Origin of the sequence: Rhodococcus oryzae (assembly GCF_005049235.1) — a bacterium.
Classification (GTDB): Bacteria; Actinomycetota; Actinomycetes; order Mycobacteriales; family Mycobacteriaceae; genus Rhodococcus_G; species Rhodococcus_G oryzae.
The window spans coordinates 207,300-224,340 of record NZ_SUMD01000008.1; the positions used below are offsets into that span (position 1 = coordinate 207,300).

Annotated in this window: 14 protein-coding genes; 5 read left to right on the forward strand and 9 right to left on the reverse strand. The window is 69.2% G+C overall.

Going from position 1 to position 17,041, the window contains the following annotated elements; genetic code table 11:
- Window positions 1-195: 195 nt before the first annotated feature.
- The 5 genes from FCG67_RS17720 to mscL all read right to left on the reverse strand — a co-directional run bounded on the left by FCG67_RS17720 (window position 196) and on the right by mscL (window position 6,014).
- Complete coding sequence (locus FCG67_RS17720) at window positions 196-1,671, reverse strand: catalase (protein ID WP_136910997.1); 1,476 nt, start codon at window positions 1,669-1,671, stop codon at window positions 196-198.
- 289 nt (window positions 1,672-1,960) lie between these two features.
- The gene (locus FCG67_RS17725; protein WP_136910998.1) at window positions 1,961-3,460 is read right to left on the reverse strand and encodes a flavin-containing monooxygenase; all 1,500 of its coding nucleotides are present in this window, start codon (window positions 3,458-3,460) and stop codon (window positions 1,961-1,963) included.
- On the reverse strand, window positions 3,457-4,041 hold the full coding sequence (locus tag FCG67_RS17730; protein WP_136910999.1) for a TetR/AcrR family transcriptional regulator: 585 nt from the start codon (window positions 4,039-4,041) through the stop codon (window positions 3,457-3,459). Before FCG67_RS17730 ends, FCG67_RS17725 begins: the two co-directional genes overlap by 4 nt.
- 35 nt (window positions 4,042-4,076) lie before the next feature.
- A complete protein-coding gene (locus tag FCG67_RS17735; protein ID WP_246045126.1) occupies window positions 4,077-5,471 on the reverse strand; it encodes a hypothetical protein in 1,395 nt (464 codons plus the stop codon).
- A gap of 135 nt (window positions 5,472-5,606) precedes the next feature.
- On the reverse strand, window positions 5,607-6,014 hold the full coding sequence (gene mscL / locus FCG67_RS17740) for a large-conductance mechanosensitive channel protein MscL (RefSeq protein WP_136911000.1): 408 nt from the start codon (window positions 6,012-6,014) through the stop codon (window positions 5,607-5,609).
- A gap of 288 nt (window positions 6,015-6,302) precedes the next feature.
- On the opposite strand from mscL, the gene FCG67_RS17745 reads away from it, so the two are divergent.
- Together FCG67_RS17745 and FCG67_RS17750 are read left to right on the forward strand one after the other, a co-directional pair.
- Window positions 6,303-6,707 (forward strand): DUF7144 family membrane protein, encoded by a 405-nt coding sequence (locus FCG67_RS17745; RefSeq protein ID WP_136911001.1) that lies wholly within the window; start codon window positions 6,303-6,305, stop codon window positions 6,705-6,707.
- A 114-nt stretch (window positions 6,708-6,821) separates the two neighbouring features.
- Window positions 6,822-7,742, forward strand: coding sequence for a hypothetical protein (locus FCG67_RS17750; RefSeq protein WP_136911054.1), 921 nt, complete (start codon window positions 6,822-6,824; stop codon window positions 7,740-7,742).
- An 87-nt stretch (window positions 7,743-7,829) separates the two neighbouring features.
- Here FCG67_RS17750 and FCG67_RS17755 read toward each other — a convergent pair whose 3' ends face one another.
- The gene (locus FCG67_RS17755) at window positions 7,830-8,864 is read right to left on the reverse strand and encodes an aspartate-semialdehyde dehydrogenase (protein ID WP_097213022.1); all 1,035 of its coding nucleotides are present in this window, start codon (window positions 8,862-8,864) and stop codon (window positions 7,830-7,832) included.
- Window positions 8,865-8,866: 2 nt separating this feature from the next.
- Window positions 8,867-10,135 carry an aspartate kinase gene (locus FCG67_RS17760; RefSeq protein ID WP_136911002.1) on the reverse strand — a complete coding sequence of 423 codons (1,269 nt, stop codon included), beginning with the start codon at window positions 10,133-10,135 and terminating at the stop codon, window positions 8,867-8,869.
- A 208-nt stretch (window positions 10,136-10,343) separates the two neighbouring features.
- Here FCG67_RS17760 and FCG67_RS17765 point away from each other — a divergent pair, with 208 nt between their 5' ends.
- Together FCG67_RS17765 and FCG67_RS17770 are read left to right on the forward strand one after the other, a co-directional pair.
- A complete protein-coding gene (locus FCG67_RS17765) occupies window positions 10,344-11,525 on the forward strand; it encodes a low temperature requirement protein A (RefSeq protein WP_136911055.1) in 1,182 nt (393 codons plus the stop codon).
- Between the two features lie 42 nt (window positions 11,526-11,567).
- Window positions 11,568-13,103 carry a bifunctional 3'-5' exonuclease/DNA polymerase gene (locus FCG67_RS17770; protein WP_211243250.1) on the forward strand — a complete coding sequence of 512 codons (1,536 nt, stop codon included), beginning with the start codon at window positions 11,568-11,570 and terminating at the stop codon, window positions 13,101-13,103.
- Here FCG67_RS17770 and FCG67_RS17775 read toward each other — a convergent pair.
- Both FCG67_RS17775 and FCG67_RS17780 read right to left on the reverse strand, forming a co-directional pair.
- Entirely contained in the window at window positions 13,079-14,077 is a 999-nt protein-coding gene (locus tag FCG67_RS17775) for a helix-turn-helix domain-containing protein (protein WP_136911004.1), read from the reverse strand. The genes FCG67_RS17770 and FCG67_RS17775 overlap by 25 nt on opposite strands.
- Before the next feature lie 89 nt (window positions 14,078-14,166).
- Window positions 14,167-14,955 (reverse strand): protein kinase family protein, encoded by a 789-nt coding sequence (locus tag FCG67_RS17780; RefSeq protein ID WP_136911005.1) that lies wholly within the window; start codon window positions 14,953-14,955, stop codon window positions 14,167-14,169.
- A gap of 329 nt (window positions 14,956-15,284) precedes the next feature.
- Between FCG67_RS17780 and FCG67_RS17785 the strand changes: the two genes are divergently transcribed.
- Window positions 15,285-17,009: an FUSC family protein gene (locus FCG67_RS17785; RefSeq protein ID WP_136911006.1), complete on the forward strand. Its 1,725-nt coding sequence runs from the start codon at window positions 15,285-15,287 to the stop codon at window positions 17,007-17,009.
- The last annotated feature ends 32 nt before the right edge of the window (window positions 17,010-17,041 follow it).

A 17,041-nucleotide genomic window follows, 5' to 3' on the forward strand; every position in this document is an offset into this window, starting at 1 on the left:
GTCGCTCGAAGCGACTAAAGGGGTGAGGCCCGGGGCATGTCCGGACGTCGACGAGGGGTTCAACGGGCACCGGCCCGAGTTTGTTCCCGGGCGACGGCGCCTGCCGTCGCCAAGCCCGCGACCTCGACGTATGCCCCTGATACACGTCCGCCCGGACCGGGAGCCCCCGGTCCGGGCGGATGGTCGCGCTCGGTGTCAGCTCAGCGCTTTGATCGCCTTCGCGACGCCCTCGCCGTAGGCCGGGTCACAGGCGGTGCAGTTGTCGATGTGCCGCTGCACGACCTGGTCCGAGGCGCCGTTGATGGCGCGCGCGGTGTTGTCGAACAGCACCTGCTTCTGCTCGTCGCTCATGTTGTTGAACAACACGCGCGGCTGCGAGAAGTAGTTGTCGTCGTCCTCGCGGTAGTCGAAGTGATCCGCGACCGCCCCGATCGCCTGCGCCGGGTTCCGGTACTGCGGCTGCTCCTGCCACTTGCCGTAGCTGTTGGGCTCGTAGTGCAGCGAGCCGCCCTGGTTGCCGTCGACCCGCATGGCGCCGTCCCGGTGGAAATTGTGCACCGGGCTCCTGGGTGCGTTGACCGGGATCTGGAAGTTGTTCACACCCAGCCGGTAACGCTGCGCGTCACCGTAGGAGAACAGCCGGCCCTGCAGCATCCGGTCCGGGGAGAAGCTGATCCCGGGCACCACGTGCGCGGGGTTGAACGCGGCCTGCTCGACCTCGGCGAAGTAGTTGTCGGGGTTCCGGTTGAGCTCCCACTCACCGACCTCGATCAGCGGGTAGTCGCCCTTCGGCCAGACCTTGGTGAGGTCGAAGGGGTGGTACGGCACCTTCGCCGCGTCGGCCTCCGGCATGATCTGCACGCACAGCTTCCACTTCGGGAAGTCGCCCTCCTCGATCGCGTCGAAGAGATCGCGCTGGTGGCTCTCGCGGTCGTTGCCGACGAGCTCGGCGGCCTCCGCGTCGGTGAGGTTCTCGATGCCCTGCTGGACGACGTGGTGGAACTTCACCCAGAAGCGCTCACCCTCGGCATTGATGAAACTGAACGTGTGCGAGCCGAAGCCGTGCATGTGCCGGTACGAGGCCGGGATGCCGCGGTCGCTCATCACGATCGTCACCTGGTGCAGCGACTCCGGCAGGTTCGTCCAGAAATCCCAGTTGTTGTTGGCGCTGCGCAGGTTCGTGCGGGGATCACGCTTGACCGCGTGGTTGAGGTCCGGGAACTTCAGCGGATCGCGGAAGAAGAAGACCGGGGTGTTGTTGCCGACGAGATCCCAGTTCCCCTCCTCGGTGTAGAACTTCACGGCGAAGCCGCGGATGTCGCGCTCGGCATCGGCCGCGCCGCGCTCGCCCGCCACCGTGGAGAACCGTGCGAACAGCTCCGTCTTCTTGCCGACCTCGGAGAAGATCTTCGCGCTCGTGTACTGGGTGATGTCGTTGGTCACGGTGAACGTGCCGTAGGCGCCGGAGCCCTTGGCGTGCATGCGCCGCTCCGGGATGACCTCGCGGTCGAAATGGGCGAGCTTCTCGAGGAACCAGACGTCCTGCAACAGCTGCGGCCCGCGCGGGCCCGCAGTGGCGACATTCTGGTTGTCGGGTACCGGTGCGCCGAACGCGGTGGTCAGCTTCTCGTCGGCACCCGTGGTGTGTCGAGGGTCATTGCCATTGCTCATTTAGTGGATCCCTTCCTTACTCTCCGCGCCTCGCGGTATCAGCACGCACTCGGCTGTGGACCTCGGTCAGAATTTCCAATCCGGGCAGGGGCGACCCACCGCGACGTGGGCTGCGCGGCGTTGGGGCTGTGACTCGGTCACCCCTTCCCACTGGAGCATCTTTCCCCGAACAAGGCAAGAAAGGGCGAAAGGGGCGAATTCCGTTCACACCTTTCGCGAGAGTCCGGGTACGGCGGCGCTGCGGCCTCGGTGGCCGTGCGCTGATCCGATCACGATCCGTGCTGCTCGCTCATCCCGCACTCGCCCGCACCGTGCGCCGGGTCAGATAGTTCTCGGCGTCGAATCTCTTTGTCCGGGACCGATATCGGAAAGTGAAGGTGGGCCACATCACCGAGTTGCGCCCCTCCTTGTCGAGGTACCAGCTCGAGCATCCGCCGGTGTTCCAGACCGTGTTCCGGAGCTGGCAGGCGATCTCCTCGTTGTAGCGCGCCTCCGCGCCGGGGAGGACCTCGACAGAGCCGCCGTCGAGGTGAGCAAGCGCACCGTTGATGTACGCGGCCTGCGACTCCAGCATATACACGATCGAGCTGTGCCCCAGGTTCGTGTTCGGCCCGTACATGAGGAACAGGTTGGGGAACCCGACGACGGTGGTACCCAGGTACGCCCGGGGGCTGCCCGCCCAGTGCTGCGCCAGCGTCCGTCCGTCGCGACCCCGGAGGTGCCGGGCCACGGGCGGCTCGGTTGGCGAGAAACCGGTGGCGAAGATGATCGCGTCGACCGGCGTCTCCGTGCCCGCGCCGTCGACGACGCCCCCCTCGGTGACCCCGGCGAGCCCCGAATCGACCAGATCGACATCGGCTCGGGCCAGGGTCCGCAACCAGTCGTTGGACAGCAGGATCCGCTTGCAGGCGATCGTGAACTCCGGCGTCAGCTTTCGTCGCAGCGCCCGGTCGGGCACCTGCCGCCGCAGGTGCGCCGCGGCGAAGAGCTGGAAGGCCGGCAACAGCCGCGGCACCTTCGCCATCGCGAGCACGTACCCCTCGCTAGCGGTGTAGATGGACCCCCGAATGATCTTCTGCGTGAGCGGAATACGACGATAGAGCCGCTTCTCCAGTCGGGTGAGCGTGCGGTCGCCGCGCGGCAGCACCCAGGCGGGCGTGCGCTGGAACACGGTCAACCGGTCGACCCGGTCGACGATCTCCGGCACGAACTGCACGGCGGAGGCGCCCGTCCCGATCACTGCGACCCGCTTCCCGGTCAGGTCGTAGTCGTGATCCCAGGCGGCCGAGTGGAACAGCCGTCCCCGGAACGTCTCGATGCCCGGCACGTCCGGCAGCCTGGGCGTCGACAGCGCACCTGTCGCGGCGACGAGGGTCTGCGCGGTCAGCTCGCCCAGCGAGGTGCGCACCCTCCAGGTGCCAGCGGCGTCATCCCACGACGCCTCGAGCAGCTCGCATCCGGTCAGGATCCTGTCGCGGATCCCGTTGTCGGCGACCATCTTCCGCAGGTATGCCTGGATCTCCGGCTGCCGGGCGAAGGTGTGACTCCAGTCCGGGCTCGGCGCGAACGAGAACGAGTACAGGGCAGTGGGGACGTCGCACGCGCACCCGGGGTAGGTGTTGTCGCGCCAGGTTCCGCCGATGTCGGCGCCCCGCTCGATGACGAGGATGTCGGCCGCCGGATCATCGCGCAGCACCCGCTCGGTGACCGCGAGGCCCGCGAACCCGGCGCCCACCACCAGCACGCCGACGTGGTCCGGCAACGCGAGCGGTTTCGGTGTGGCGGTCACTTCATCACCAGGCCCTTCCAGACCGGGAGCAGCCGCTCCCGGAGTTCGCTGTCGGATTCGGGGGTGCGGAACAACGCCGAGACGGCGAGGCCGCGGGCCAGCTCGATGCTCAGGTCGATCGCGTCCACGCCCATCCGCTCGCCCATGACCTCGGCGCTGCCGAGCCGCAGGGCGTCGCCGACCTTGCGTTCGAGCGGGATCGTCGCCTCGTGCAGGGCCGGATCGGTGCGGGCGGCCACCCACAGCTCGAGGGCGGCGTAGAACAGCGGGCCGGTGAACGCGTCGACGAGGGTTTCGATCCCCTGGTCGGGATCGGGCCGGGCGTCGAGGATCTCGGCCAGGCGCTTCTCGACCAGGTGCTCGACGGCGGCGACCACCAGCGATTCCTTGGTCGGGAAGTGATGCAGCTGGGCCCCTCGGGAGACCCCCGCCCTGCGCGCGATCTCCTGGGTGCTGGTCCGGGCGTAGCCGACCTCGACCAGCAGCGCGATCGCCGCGTCGAGCAGCTTCGTCCGGGTCGCGGCCGTTCGCTGCGCTTGCGTGCGCGGGGCCTGCTCGGTGTCCTGGGTCACACCGACCACGGTAGCGAGGAAACTAAAAACAGTCCAGACTGTCGCTAAGTCTGACTATCAGCCTCGGCAGGTGGCTGCTCGACCCCGGGTGACGGCGCCTCGGTCCCGGCCGCCGCCGCTGCAACTCCCGGCCTGGCGAGCACCTCGACGGCGATCAGCGCGAGCAGGGCCAGCAACGCGATCGTGAACACCACGACCCCGGACGGGTAGGTCCAGAAGACCAGCACCGCGACGGCGATCGCGACGATCGCCACCCGCAGCGGGACCCTCAGTCGCGCGGTCCACACCTCGAACTGGGTCGGCGCCCTGCCCTCCCCCGTCTTCCGGATCTTGTCGACGCCCCTGGTGAACCCGCGCCGCACCGCGAGCGCGGAATGCGAACCACCGGTCAGGTAGCCGATCAGCGCGACCACGATCCCGGTCAGGAACCAGGCCCGCAGCATCGTCTTGAGCGGAGCGGCGATCGCGTCCACCACCGCCGAGGCCGCCGCCGGGGACAGCACGTCCGACGGGATCTCGTCGATGTACACCGCGCGGGCGATGTGGAGCGACACGCTCAGCAGCGCCATGGCGATCGCGACCCCCAGCCCGACCAGCGACAGGGCCCGCAACCGCCTGCCGTGCGGCGCCGCGAACACCGCCCCGATCGCCGCGAGCACCCCCAGCCACGGCAACCAGGTGGCCGCCTTGTCCAGAGCATTGACCGCCTTCTGTGCCTTCACGAGGTCGGCGGACTGGAAGATCACGAAGCTGGCGTCGGTCTCGGGGATCTTGTCGGCGAAGGCGAACCCGCGTTCGGTCAGGTTCTCCTTGACGGTTCCGAGAATCGCATTGAGCGGCACGCTCACCGTGCCCTTCTCGTCGATCTCGACCACGCCGGTCTCGCCGGTCGCGACCGCGACGAGGCTCTGGTGGGCGATCCGGTTCGCGTCGATCCACGCGCTCTCGAACTTGTCGCTGGTCACCAGCGAGTGCACTGTGTCCCGGATGAATCCCTCGGCCTGGCCGGCGATCACCGGGGCGAGGCCGACCACCTGCGGCGGCACCCGCGGCGCGTTCTCGGTCAGGGCCGTCAGCGCCTCCTGCGTGATCTTCTCGACGTCGAGCCGGGTGAAGATCTGACGCGTCACCTGGTCGGTGATCTCGTCCTGGATTGCCGGGTCGGAGCCGAGCGGCGCCACGGTCGCCACGTACCGGTCGGTGTCGAGGATCTCGCTCCGCGTGAAGCGGGCCAGCAGCGAAGTCAGCAGCAGCACCGCGACCAGGACGATCAGGAGTCCGGACGCGGTCCAGCGCAGCGCGCCGACGACGCCGCGCCGCTCGGCCACCTCGGTCGCGGCCACCTGGGCGCGCTCGGTCGCGGCGACCTGGGCGCGCAGGCGGATCAGCTCCGCCCGCTCGTCGGCATCGAGCGGCTTCGCATCGTCGGTCGGCGTCATAGAAAAAGCATGCGGCCTCGGGCGGCGATTCGACAGCGCCGATCATCAATCTCACCCGCACCGGATGAGGAGAAAAAAATGGCGGCGTCTCCGACCCTCGAGGACCGGAGACGCCGCGTGGCGAAAGACGGACGGCTAGGACTCGACCCGGGTCGAGTTGGCGTCCGCATTGGCGTCGGCGAGCAGGTTCCGGATCTCGGTCAGGAGCTCGATATCCGTCGCCTCCTTCTCCTCCTCGGTCATGAAGCGCTCCTTGACCGAGTTGAACGGGACGATGAGAACGAAGTACACGACCGCCGCGATGAGGACGAAATTGATCACGGCGCTCAGGACGGCGCCGACGTTCACGAACGTCTCGGGGCTGTCGGTGATCTGGAAACCGAATCCCATATCGTTCGACCCGCCCAACGACGCGACGAGCGGGTTCACGATGTTCTCGGTGAACGCGGTCACGATCGCGGTGAAGGCGGCGCCGACGACGACGGCAACGGCGAGGTCCAGCACGTTGCCCCGCAGGAGAAATTCCTTGAATCCCTTGAGCACTTTGTTGGTCCTTTCGTTGTGAATATTCAACCAATTATCACGGAATGATATAGGTCGGCGCAGCACCGTACATGATTCCGCGGCCCATCTCACCCAGAGAGGATGACGCGATCGGCCGATCCCGCGCCCTAACGTTTGCGTCATGTCCTATGACCACAACCGACAAGCGACGGCCGTCAAGACGATCGCGATCGTCTCGCTCGTCGCGATCGTCCTGACCGCCGCACCGATCCTCGTCGCGCTCATCTTCTGATCCGCCACCCGACCGACACCTCACCGAAGGAACCCATGGACGACAAGAGCCCCGGAGGCTGGGGCGTTTTCGCCGGCCTCATGCTGATCATGACCGGCACCTTCAATGCGGTCGAGGGCATCGCCTCCCTCACCGCGCCCACCCGGCTGTTCGTCGGGGAAGAGAAGATGCTGATCCTCGACTACGACCGGTGGGGGTGGGTGCTCATCGCGTGGGGCGTCCTCCTCGTCGTCGGCGGCGGCGCGCTGCTGGCCGGGGCCACCTGGGCCCGGGTCTTCGGTGTCACCCTCGCGCTGCTGAACGCGGTCGGGCACCTGACGCTGATCGGCACCCAGCCCTGGCTGTCGATCCTGGTGATCGCCATCAACATCGGTGTCATCTGGGGCCTCACCGCCGGCTGGCCCGCGAACCGCGCGCCCGCGCAGAGCGCCCCCGCCTGACGCACTCCCACCTGTGCCCGCCGCCCATCCCACAACGGGACGGGCGGCGGGCACACGTTTTTCACCTACCCCGGATGAGGAGTCCCTTCCGGCGGTCGCGTTGACTTGACCACCGTGAAGTCCTCGAAACTCTCGGTGAGCCTCGCCAGGGAAGCACTGGAAGTCCGGAAGCAGACCGCCAGGGGCTGGCTGAAGCGGACCTCGGCCGGTCGGACGGTGGCACGGATCATCAAGGGAATCGTCGACATCGAGCTCGCCGACCGCGCGATGACCCTGGCCGCGCAGGAGTTCACCTCGGTGCTGCCGGTCATCATCGCGGTCGGCACCATCGGGAACCTGGAGGGCGTTGGCACCACCATCTCGGATCAGCTCGGCTTCGATCCGTCCGGACTGGACCTGTACGCCCTCGCGCCCGGCGCCCTCGAGGCGAGCACGCCGACGTTCGCCACCTTCGGCGTCATCGGCATGTTGATGATCATCCTGAGCGGGACGTCCTTCGCCCGAGCCATGGGCCGGCTCTACGGGAAGATCTGGAACATCCCGACCCTGTCCATCCGCGGCAGTTGGCGGTGGGTGGCGGTGCTGTTCGCGGTCGCCTCGTCGGTGGCCCTGCTCAGCGTGGCCCGGAACCTGTCCGGGTTGGACTGGGTCGGACCGCCGCTGGCGTTCGGCACCGAGCTGGCCATCTGGTTCGCGTTGTGGGCCGTGGTGCCGTACCTGCTCACCGAGGGCAGGCTGGCGGGCCGGGTGCTGTGGGCCACCGCCGCGCTGACCGCGCTCGGGCTGGCCGTGCTCCGCATCGGGGGCCGGATCTACCTGCCGATGGCGGGCGCATCCGCGCAGGAGAAGTTCGGCTCGCTCGGGCTGGTGTTCACCACCATCACCTGGATGTTCGTCCTGTCGGGCGTCGTCGTCGCCGCGGCGACGATCGTCAAGGCCCTTGCCCTGGACGAGGGCTGGATCGGGCGGCTGCTCCGCGGCCCCGCCCCGGTGCTCGAACCGGCGAACGGCACCAGCATCGCCGAGGCGGTCTGACCGTCACCGGCGCGGCCACCCGCGAGTGTGCACCTCCCGACGCCCGCACTCGGGCGATGCGACGGTAGGTGCACACTCGGCGGAAGGTCAGCCGACGAGCAGCTCCGCGATCTGAATGGTGTTGAGCGCGGCACCCTTGCGCAGGTTGTCGCCGGAGACGAACAGCGCGAGGCCACGGCCGCCCGGCACGCCCGGATCCTGACGGATGCGGCCGACCAGCGACGGATCGCCGCCCGCCGCCTGCAGCGGGGTGGGCACGTCGACCAGCTGCACACCGGGCGCGGTCGCCAGCAGCTCCTTGGCGCGCTCGACGGACAGCGGGTTGCCGAACTCGGCGTTGATCGAGAGCGAGTGGCCGGTGAACACGGGCACCCGGACGCAGGTGCCGCTGACCAACAGGTCGGGCAGGCCGAGGATCTTGCGGCTCTCGTTGCGCAGCTTCTGGTCCTCGTCGGTCTCGCCGCTGCCGTCCTCGACCAGCGAGCCGGCCAGGGGGATGACATCGAACGCGATCGGGGCGACGTACTTGTTCGGCGCCGGGAACGTCACGGCGCTGCCGTCGTGCACCAGCTTCTCGACGTCATCGATCACCGCGCGGGCCTGGGTCGCCAGCTCCTCGACGCCGGCCAGGCCGCTGCCGGACACGGCCTGGTAGCTGCTGATGATCAGCCGCTGCAGTCCGGCTTCGTCGTGCAGCACCTTCAGCACCGGCATCGCGGCCATCGTGGTGCAGTTCGGGTTGGCGATGATGCCCTTCGGCGGGTTCTTCGCCTCCTCCGGGTTGACCTCGCTGACCACCAGCGGGACCTCGGGGTCCTTGCGCCAGGCGGAGGAGTTGTCGATCACGGTCGCGCCCGCCGCGGCGAACCGCGGGGCCTGGACGCGGGAGAGGGTCGCACCCGCCGAGAACAGCGCGATGTCGATGCCCTTGAGGTCCTCGTCCGAGGTCGCGGCGGTGTCCTCGACCACGATCTCTTCGCCGCGGAACGGCAGCTTCGTGCCAGCCGAGCGGGCCGACGCGAAGAACCGAACCTTGTCCGCGGGGAAGTTGCGTTCCGCGAGGAGCGCGCGCATGACCGCGCCGACCTGTCCGGTCGCGCCGACTACAGCAACAGTTGTCATCTCTAGCGTCCCGTTCCCGCGTGGACGACGGCCTCTTCGTCGCCGCCCAGATCGAATGCCTTGTGGATCGCGCGCACCGCGTCGTCCAGATCGTCGTCGGCGACCAGCACCGAGATGCGGATCTCCGAGGTCGAGATCAGGTCGATGTTGATGCCGGCCTCGGCGAGCGCCTCGCAGAAGGTGGCCGTGACGCCCGGGTGGCTCTTCATGCCGGCGCCGACCAGCGACACCTTGCCGATGCGCTCGTCGGAGAGGACCTGGGTGAACCCGATCTCGCCCTGCAGCTCCGTCAGCTTCTCCACCGCGGCGGGGACATCCGTCTTCGGCAGCGTGAAGGTGATATCGGTCTTGCCGGTCTCCACCTTCGAGATGTTCTGCAGCACCATGTCGATGTTGATCTCGGTCTCGGCGACGGCACGGAAGACCTTGGCCGCGTAGCCCGGTACGTCGGGCAGCCCGACGACGGTGACCTTGGCCTCGCTGCGGTCGTGCGCGACGCCGGTGAGGATGGCTTCTTCCACGGGAATGTCCTCCATCGATCCGGACACCATGGTGCCGGGCTTTGTGGTGTACGAGGAACGAACGTGCACGGGCACGTTGTAGCGACGCGCGTACTCGACGCAACGCAACATGAGCACCTTCGCGCCGCACGCGGCCATCTCCAGCATCTCCTCGAAGGAGACGGTGTCGAGCCGCTGCGCGTCGGGGACGATTCGCGGGTCCGCGGTGAAGATGCCGTCGACGTCGGTGTAGATCTCGCAGACGTCGGCCTTCAGCGCGGCGGCGAGGGCGACGGCGGTGGTGTCGGAACCGCCGCGACCGAGGGTCGTGACGTCCTTGCTGTCCTGGCTGACGCCCTGGAACCCGGCGACCAGGACGATCGAACCGCGGTCGAGCGCGTCGCGGACGCGACCAGGGGTGACGTCGATGATCTTCGCGTTGCCGTGCGCGCCGGTGGTGATGACCCCGGCCTGCGACCCGGTGAAGGAGCGGGCCTCTTCGCCGAGGGAGTGGATCGCCATGGCCACCAGCGAGTTGGAGATGCGCTCGCCCGAGGTCAGCAGCATGTCCATCTCGCGCGCGGGCGGGCCGCCGGGGCACACCTGCTGAGCCAGGTCGAGCAGCTCGTCGGTGGTGTCGCCCATCGCCGAGACCACGACAACCACGTCGTTGCCCGCGCGCTTGGTCTCCACGATCCGTTCGGCGACGCGTCGGATGCGCTCGGCAGATGCCACCGAGGATCCGCCGTACTTCTGCACGACGAGCGCCACGCTAATCAACCTCCGGATCTGGGAACTGGGTACGAAGTCCAGTTGGCAAGCTTACCGACGACACCGGGCTCGCTCGCAGTCAGCCGGGGCGACCGGGCGACGCCCGGTTACCCGACGGGACACTAGTGCTCCCCGACCCCCTGCGCAGGCCCTTTCGTGGTGGCACAGTAGCCGAGTGGAATTTCCCAGGCGAACCCATATGCAGGCAATGCAGGAACGGTCCTCCGTCTCCCCGCTCGAGCTGTTCTTCGACCTCGTCTTCGTCTTCGCGTTGACCGGCGTCACGGCGCTGATGGCCGACGACACCTCGGCCAGGAATCTGGTGCGCGGCGTGCTGGTGATGGCCGTCCTGTGGTGGAGCTGGATCGGCTATGCGTGGCTGGCCAACGTCGTGCGCGCCGACGAGGGTTTCGCGCGGGTCGCGATGTTCTTCGCGATGGGCTCGATGTTCATCGTCGCGCTGACCATCCCCGAGGCGTTCGACGACCTGCCCGGCGGGCTCTCCGGCCCGGTGGTCTTCGCCGTCGGCTACTTCTTCGTCCGGCTGATGCACCTGGTCACCTTCTGGATCGCCAGTGCAGGCGATCTCCAGCTACGCGGCCAACTGATCCGGTTCGTGCCGTCCATGGTCGCGGGCACCACCCTGCTGCTGATCGCGTCCCAGCTCTCGGGCACCGCGCAGACCCTGATGTGGCTGGCCGCGCTCGTCGGCGACTATCTGGGCACCCTGTTCGGCGGCGAGGGCTGGCGGCTGAACTCCCCGAGCCACTTCGCCGAGCGACACGGGCTGATCATCATCGTCGCGCTCGGCGAGTCCATCGTGTCCATCGGCATCGGGGTGACCGCGCTGCCCATCGCCTGGCCGATCGTGGTCGGCTCGCTGCTCGGGCTGGCCGTCAGCGGCCTGCTCTGGTGGGCGTACTTCGACACCACCACCCTGGCCGCCGAGCGCGCCCTCTCCGCGGCCACCGGCGCGACGCAGATCAAGCTGGCACGCGGTGGGTACACCTTCCTGCACCTGCCGATGGTCGTCGGCATCGTGCTGATCTCGCTGGGCCTGAAGAAGGTGCTGAACTATGTCGGCGACGGCAGCCATCACACCCTCACCGACCCCCTCTACGGCATCCCGCTGGTGGCGCTCTTCGGCGGCGCCGCGCTCTTCCTGCTGGGCCTGGCCGCATTCAAGGCGTACGTGACCAGGCTGATGGGACCGGTCAACCGCGCGCGGATCACCACCGCGGTCGTGCTCGTGGCGCTGATCCCGCTGGCCTGGCACCTGCCGGCGCTGGCCTCGCTCGGGCTGCTCACCGCGGTCCTGCTCGCCCTGATCCTCTTCGAGACCGTGCGCTTCGCCGAGCACCGCGACGAGATCCGGCACGGCGCGCACTGACCCATCCCGGTGTTGTCGTACCCGCACGGCACACTGGGCGCCGTGCGAATCGTGTTGGTGCCCGGACCCGAGCACGCCCTGGCGATCCGCACGGACGACCGCGGGCGCGCGCTGGGCGACCCGCTCCCCTTTCCCGACCCGTCCGCGGCGGTCCGCGCGCTCGAACCGGGCGAGCACCCGCGGTGGGTGTGGGCCGACACCGCGGCCGTCTATCCCGCCGTGCTGCGCGACGGCCTACGCGTGCAGCGCTGCCACGACCTGGCGCTCACCGGCGCCCTGCTGAGCGTGCGGGCGGGCGGGCCCGCCGTCTCCCCCCAACCCCCGGCCGACGAACGCCCCGGGCTGTTCGACGCCGCACCACCCCTCGACCCCGCGGCGGTTGTCGCCGACCACGAGGCACAGCTCGCGCTGATCGGCGACGATCCGCGCCTGCGCCTGCTTGTCGCGGCCGAGTCCGCAGGCGCTCTCGCCGCCGCCGAGATGAGCCACCACGGATTGCCGTTCTCGGCCCTCGAACACCACCGGCTACTCGAGAACACCCTCGGCCCGCGCACCACCGGAGACGCTGTGCCGCAGCGGATCCGGGAGATCACCGAGGTGATCGGTGCGGCCTTCGGGCGGCGGGTCAACCCCGCCTCGCACGTCGAGCTGGTCGAGGCCTTCGCCCGCGACGGCGTCGAACTCACCTCCACCCGCGCATACCTGCTCCGCGATATCGACCACCCGGCGATCGAGCCCCTGCTGCACTACCGCGATCTGGCCAAGCTGCACGCCGCGAACGGCTGGACCTGGCTCGACACCTGGGTGCGCGGCGACCGATTCCGGCCCGTCTATGTTCCGGGCGGGGTGGTGTCCGGACGCTGGGCCAGTCGCGGCGGAGGGGCGCTGCAGATCCCGAAAGCCTTGCGCACCAGCGTCATCGCAGACACTGGACACACCTTCGTCATCGCCGACGCGGGGCAACTCGAGCCCCGCATTCTGGCGGCCATGTCCGGCGACCCGCTGATGGTCGCCGCGGCGGGCGCGGACGACCTGTATGCGCCGGTCGCCGCCGAGGTGTTCGACGGCGATCGCAGCAAGGCCAAGGTGGCGATCCTCGGCGTCCTGTACGGGGCCACCGCAGGTGAGTCACGTGCACTGTTGACGTTGCTGCGCAAGCGATTTCCGGTCGCGGTGCAGTACGTCGAGGATGCCGCACGGGCGGGTGAACGCGGCGAGGTGGTGCACTCCTGGCTGGGCCGGGCCTGCCCCCCACCGGACGCCGACTGGTGGTCCGGCGGCGATGCACACGCGCGCGGCCGGTTCACCCGCAACTTCGTGGTGCAGGCCACGGCGGCGGAGTGGGCGCTGTGCCTGCTGGCCGATCTCCGTCGGCGACTCGCGGACGACGACACCGCCGAACTGGTGTTCTTCCAGCACGACGAGGTGGTCGTGCACTGTCGCGATCCGGAGTCCGCCACCGCGCACGTGCTGGCCGCGACGGAGGCCGCCACCCGGCTGCTGTTCGGCGACACGAGGGTGCGCTTCCCGATGGACGTCGCGGTGCGGGACTGCTACGCCGATCCGCTGGATACCTGAAGCGGTGCAGCCGGTTCCGATTGCCGACGGATCCCCCGCGGCGAGGCCCCGGTGATGTCCCGGACCGCTCGGCTGAACTGACTCAGGCCGACGAAGCCACTGCGGAGCGCCACCTGGCTGATGGTGAGGTGCGCGGCACCCGGATCGGTCAGCAGGGCGACTCCCCACCTGACCCGGCGTCGACGGATCAGCTCATAGACCGAGTACTCCTCCTCCTCGAACAGTTTCTGCAGGTAGCGGGGGCTGACGTTGATGCTCGAGGCGACCTGGGCGATCGTCAGCCGGGGGTCGGTGAAGTTGCTCTCGACGAATTCCCTTGCCCGCGCCCGGTTTCGGATACCGATCTCGTCACGAACCTGGGTATCTCCGGTCGCCTGGTGGATCACCGCCAGGCACAGGTCGAGGATGGCACGCTCGATCAGCGCGGCCTCCGCGGACCCCGGAGCGCACACGTCGATCGCCGCGAACTTCTCGATCGCCGCGGCGATCGCGTCGCCGAGCGGCGAGGCGGAGACCGCGGCCCCGACCAGGGTCCTGGCGTCCACGGACCGTGCGGTCAGCAGATCGTGGGGCAGGTAGACGAAGACGTAGTCCCCGCGATGGGAGAGCTCGACCTCGAACGGGGCGGCGAAGTCCACGAAGGCGATCTGACCCGCCTCCGCACAGCTGGCGATGCGGTTCTGCCGGATCCGGATCTCCCCCGCCCGCACACACACCATCGACAGGTACACGCCGTGGTCGTCCGCCAGCCGGTCCGGCGCCCTGATCCCCGAAACCGCTGAGGTCCGAAGCCTGTTCACCCGGATCGAGCCGAAATCCGCCGAGTGCATGACGGCGCGGAAACGGTCAGGGTTGATCGCCACCATGTCAGCCGCCGCCGACAGGGTCTCGAGGCCTTCCGGTCCGCTGAGACACAGACCGTCGGTGAACTGTCGCGTCAACGACGCGGCCTGCGGTAGAGACTTCCCCTTCATACGCACCCCTGCCCACCCCCGACAAAGGAACCTTCTGTGCGGTGAAGACTACAGCCCGAGCGGACCGTACGGTCTCGTACGAGACCGATTCACCAGGCCGGAGCTGCCGCGACCTCGTCGAGCAGGTGTGCGACCCACTCGGCGCTGACGTCGGCGCCCCCACCGACGGTCCGGTGGATGATCTCCGCAACGGGCGAGGGCGCCCGCGCATGCAGCGCCGCGGCACCCGCCCCGGAACGGTCCCCGGTCGCGAGGGTGGCGAGCGCCACGCCGAGACCACGCACGTCACAGGAACGGTCAGCATCCGGGAGCGGACCCGGAAAGGCCAGGAACACATGCCCTTCCATGCTCACGCGGAGCCGATCAGGATCGTCGAGGGCGAGCACACCGTCCACCTCGTGCGCCCGGCAGACCGCGTGCGCCAGGGGCCGGACCGCGGCGGCGGCATCGACGGCCGACAGCCGACCCTCCACGACCTCGGACAGCGAGCAACTCGGCACCCACTCGGTGACGACAGCCCCCGCCGATTCCGCGTCGACCATGTCGACGATCCGCGGGACGGCCGAGGCGCGGATGCCGCACATCCACACGGTGCGGGCGAAGACCTCGTCCGTGTCCACCTGCGCGCCCGCGTCGCCGCGGACACCGTCACCGGTGAAGAGGGTCAGCCCGACCTCACGGCCGGTGACCAGGTCGAGTCCGCGCCAGAACTCCGCAGACGGCACCGCGCCGCAGCAGGAGAGCAGGCGGTACCGTCCGACCGCGAAGGTGCTGCCCGGGATCCGTCCCGACGGCGCGACGCAACCGGGGACGTGTGGCCTGACGAGACCAGTCGAGTTCGCTGCGACGATGGGCACCCGTTCGGTGTCAGCGCGCATAGACCGGCATTCGGCCCGGCGAATGAGTGACATCCAATGTCATCGGTGCATCCTCACACAGGGCCGGAAAGTAAATGACCCCTAAAACCATGGGACTTCGGGCCGCCGAAATGGACGGTCATTGTCGAGATCGACGGAGTGACCCGAACCCGCAGGTAGGACCCGCCCGCGGGCGGCGGCGGCCGAGAACGGTGCCCGCACCCAGGCGCGAATTGTCGAAACCTCGTGCGCGAATCGCACGGTCCCGCGGACCGATTTCGCGGCCATTTGACCTATCCCGCACGAGCGCGGCGCCGCCGACCCCCGCGGACGCAGATGGTGGCGCCCGAATGGAGGTGGAGTTGAATTGGACGGTGCCCGATGCGACCCCCGACCCCTCACGCAATGCCCCGCTGCCTCCGGCGCCGCGGACCCGGTCGCTGGCGTTCGGTCTCCCGCCCGCGGGCAGGCGATGGCCGGGCGGGGTGCGGGCGGCGCTGGCGTTCGGGGTGCCCGCGCTCCTCGCCGTCGCGTTCGGCCACCAGGAGCAGGCGCTGATCTTCAGCCTCGGCGCCTTCGCGGTGATCTACGGCGAGGGCAGGCCATACCGGGCGCGCTGGCGAGTCGTCCTCCTCGCGGGAGCGGCCCTGTTCACGGCCGCGGGCCTCGGCGCTTTGGTCGGCGGAACCGTCTACCGGACTTGGCCTTTCGACTCGGCGCTACCGGCGCTCATCGAGGTCGCGATGCTGGCCGCGGTCGCGCTCGTCGGGACCTATGTGGTGTCTGCGGCGAGGCTGGGCCCGCCCGGATCGTTCTTCTTCGTGCTGACGTGTGCGGTCGCCACGATCATGTCGAGGTCCGGCATCTCGGCCGTGGTCATCGTGGGCTGCACGGCAATCGGTGTGGTCAGCGCGCTGGTCGTGGCGATGGCGGGTGCGCTCCGCGACCGCCGGGCACCCGAGCGGGACGCGGTGGCCGCGGCCGTGCGCACGGTGAACGCCTACGTCGAACTGCGCAACAGCGATGCCCCCGCTGTCGGGGCGAGACACCAGGCCGCGACCGCGGTGCACGCCGCCTGGGCGGCGGTCTACGACGCGGGGCTGCCGGAGCGCCGGCCCGCGGCGGATCCGGTCCGGTCGCTGCTGTCCGCGCACCTGCGACTGGTGGGGGTCGCGCGCTCCGACGACGACGGGCCGGATCTCGAACTCGACGCCCCCGCCCCGCAGATCCCGTTGGCGCGCCCTGACTTCCGGTACCGGATACGACGCTCGTTCACCCTCGACTCGCACGCCTGCAGCACGGCACTGCGGGTGCTGTTGGCGTGTCTCGTCGCGGGTTCGCTGAGCGTGGCCGTGGGCTTGGACCGGCCGGACTGGGCGGTGATCGCGGCGGTCCTGGTCCTGCACCAGGGACCCGACCGGATCCGCGGCACCGTGCGCGGGGTGCACCGCTTCGTCGGGACCGCGGCCGGTCTGGTGCTGTTCGCCGCGCTGTATGCGCTCACGCCGACCGGCGCCGGCCTGATCGTGTTGTTGATGGTGTTGCAGTTCCTGATCGAGCTGTACATCGCCCGCAACTACGGACTCGCGGTCATCTTCATCACCCCGCTGGCGATGCTCATCGGTGGCGCCTCGCATCCCGATGCGGACATTGGGCCGATGATTCGGGGCCGCTTCCTCGAGACCCTGCTCGGCGTCGTCGTGGCGCTGGCCGTCCTGTGGGCGGTGACCCCACACGCACACCGCCGCGACCTCCGCTGGACCGAGACCCGCACGCTCGACACCGCGCTCACCCTGGTGTCCGGGCTGCGTGCCACCGCGCCGACCGCGGCCGCCATGATGGCGCTGCGCCGGGACGTCCAGTTCGAGCTGATCGGCGCGGGTTTGAGCGCCGCCGATGCCGCCCACAACGAACGAGCCTGGATGCAGCGGCAGTGGCCGCGGCATCTCGAGATCTGCACGCTGGGTTACGACCTGCTCGCGCAGTGCTGGGCGACCGCCCCGAACGGGCGGCTCGCCGATCCGGACGGTTGGGAGGCTCGACTCCGCGCCTGCCGATTCACCCGCGAAGCATGAGACGCGGACCGGCGGTCCGGGTTTGACTGGGT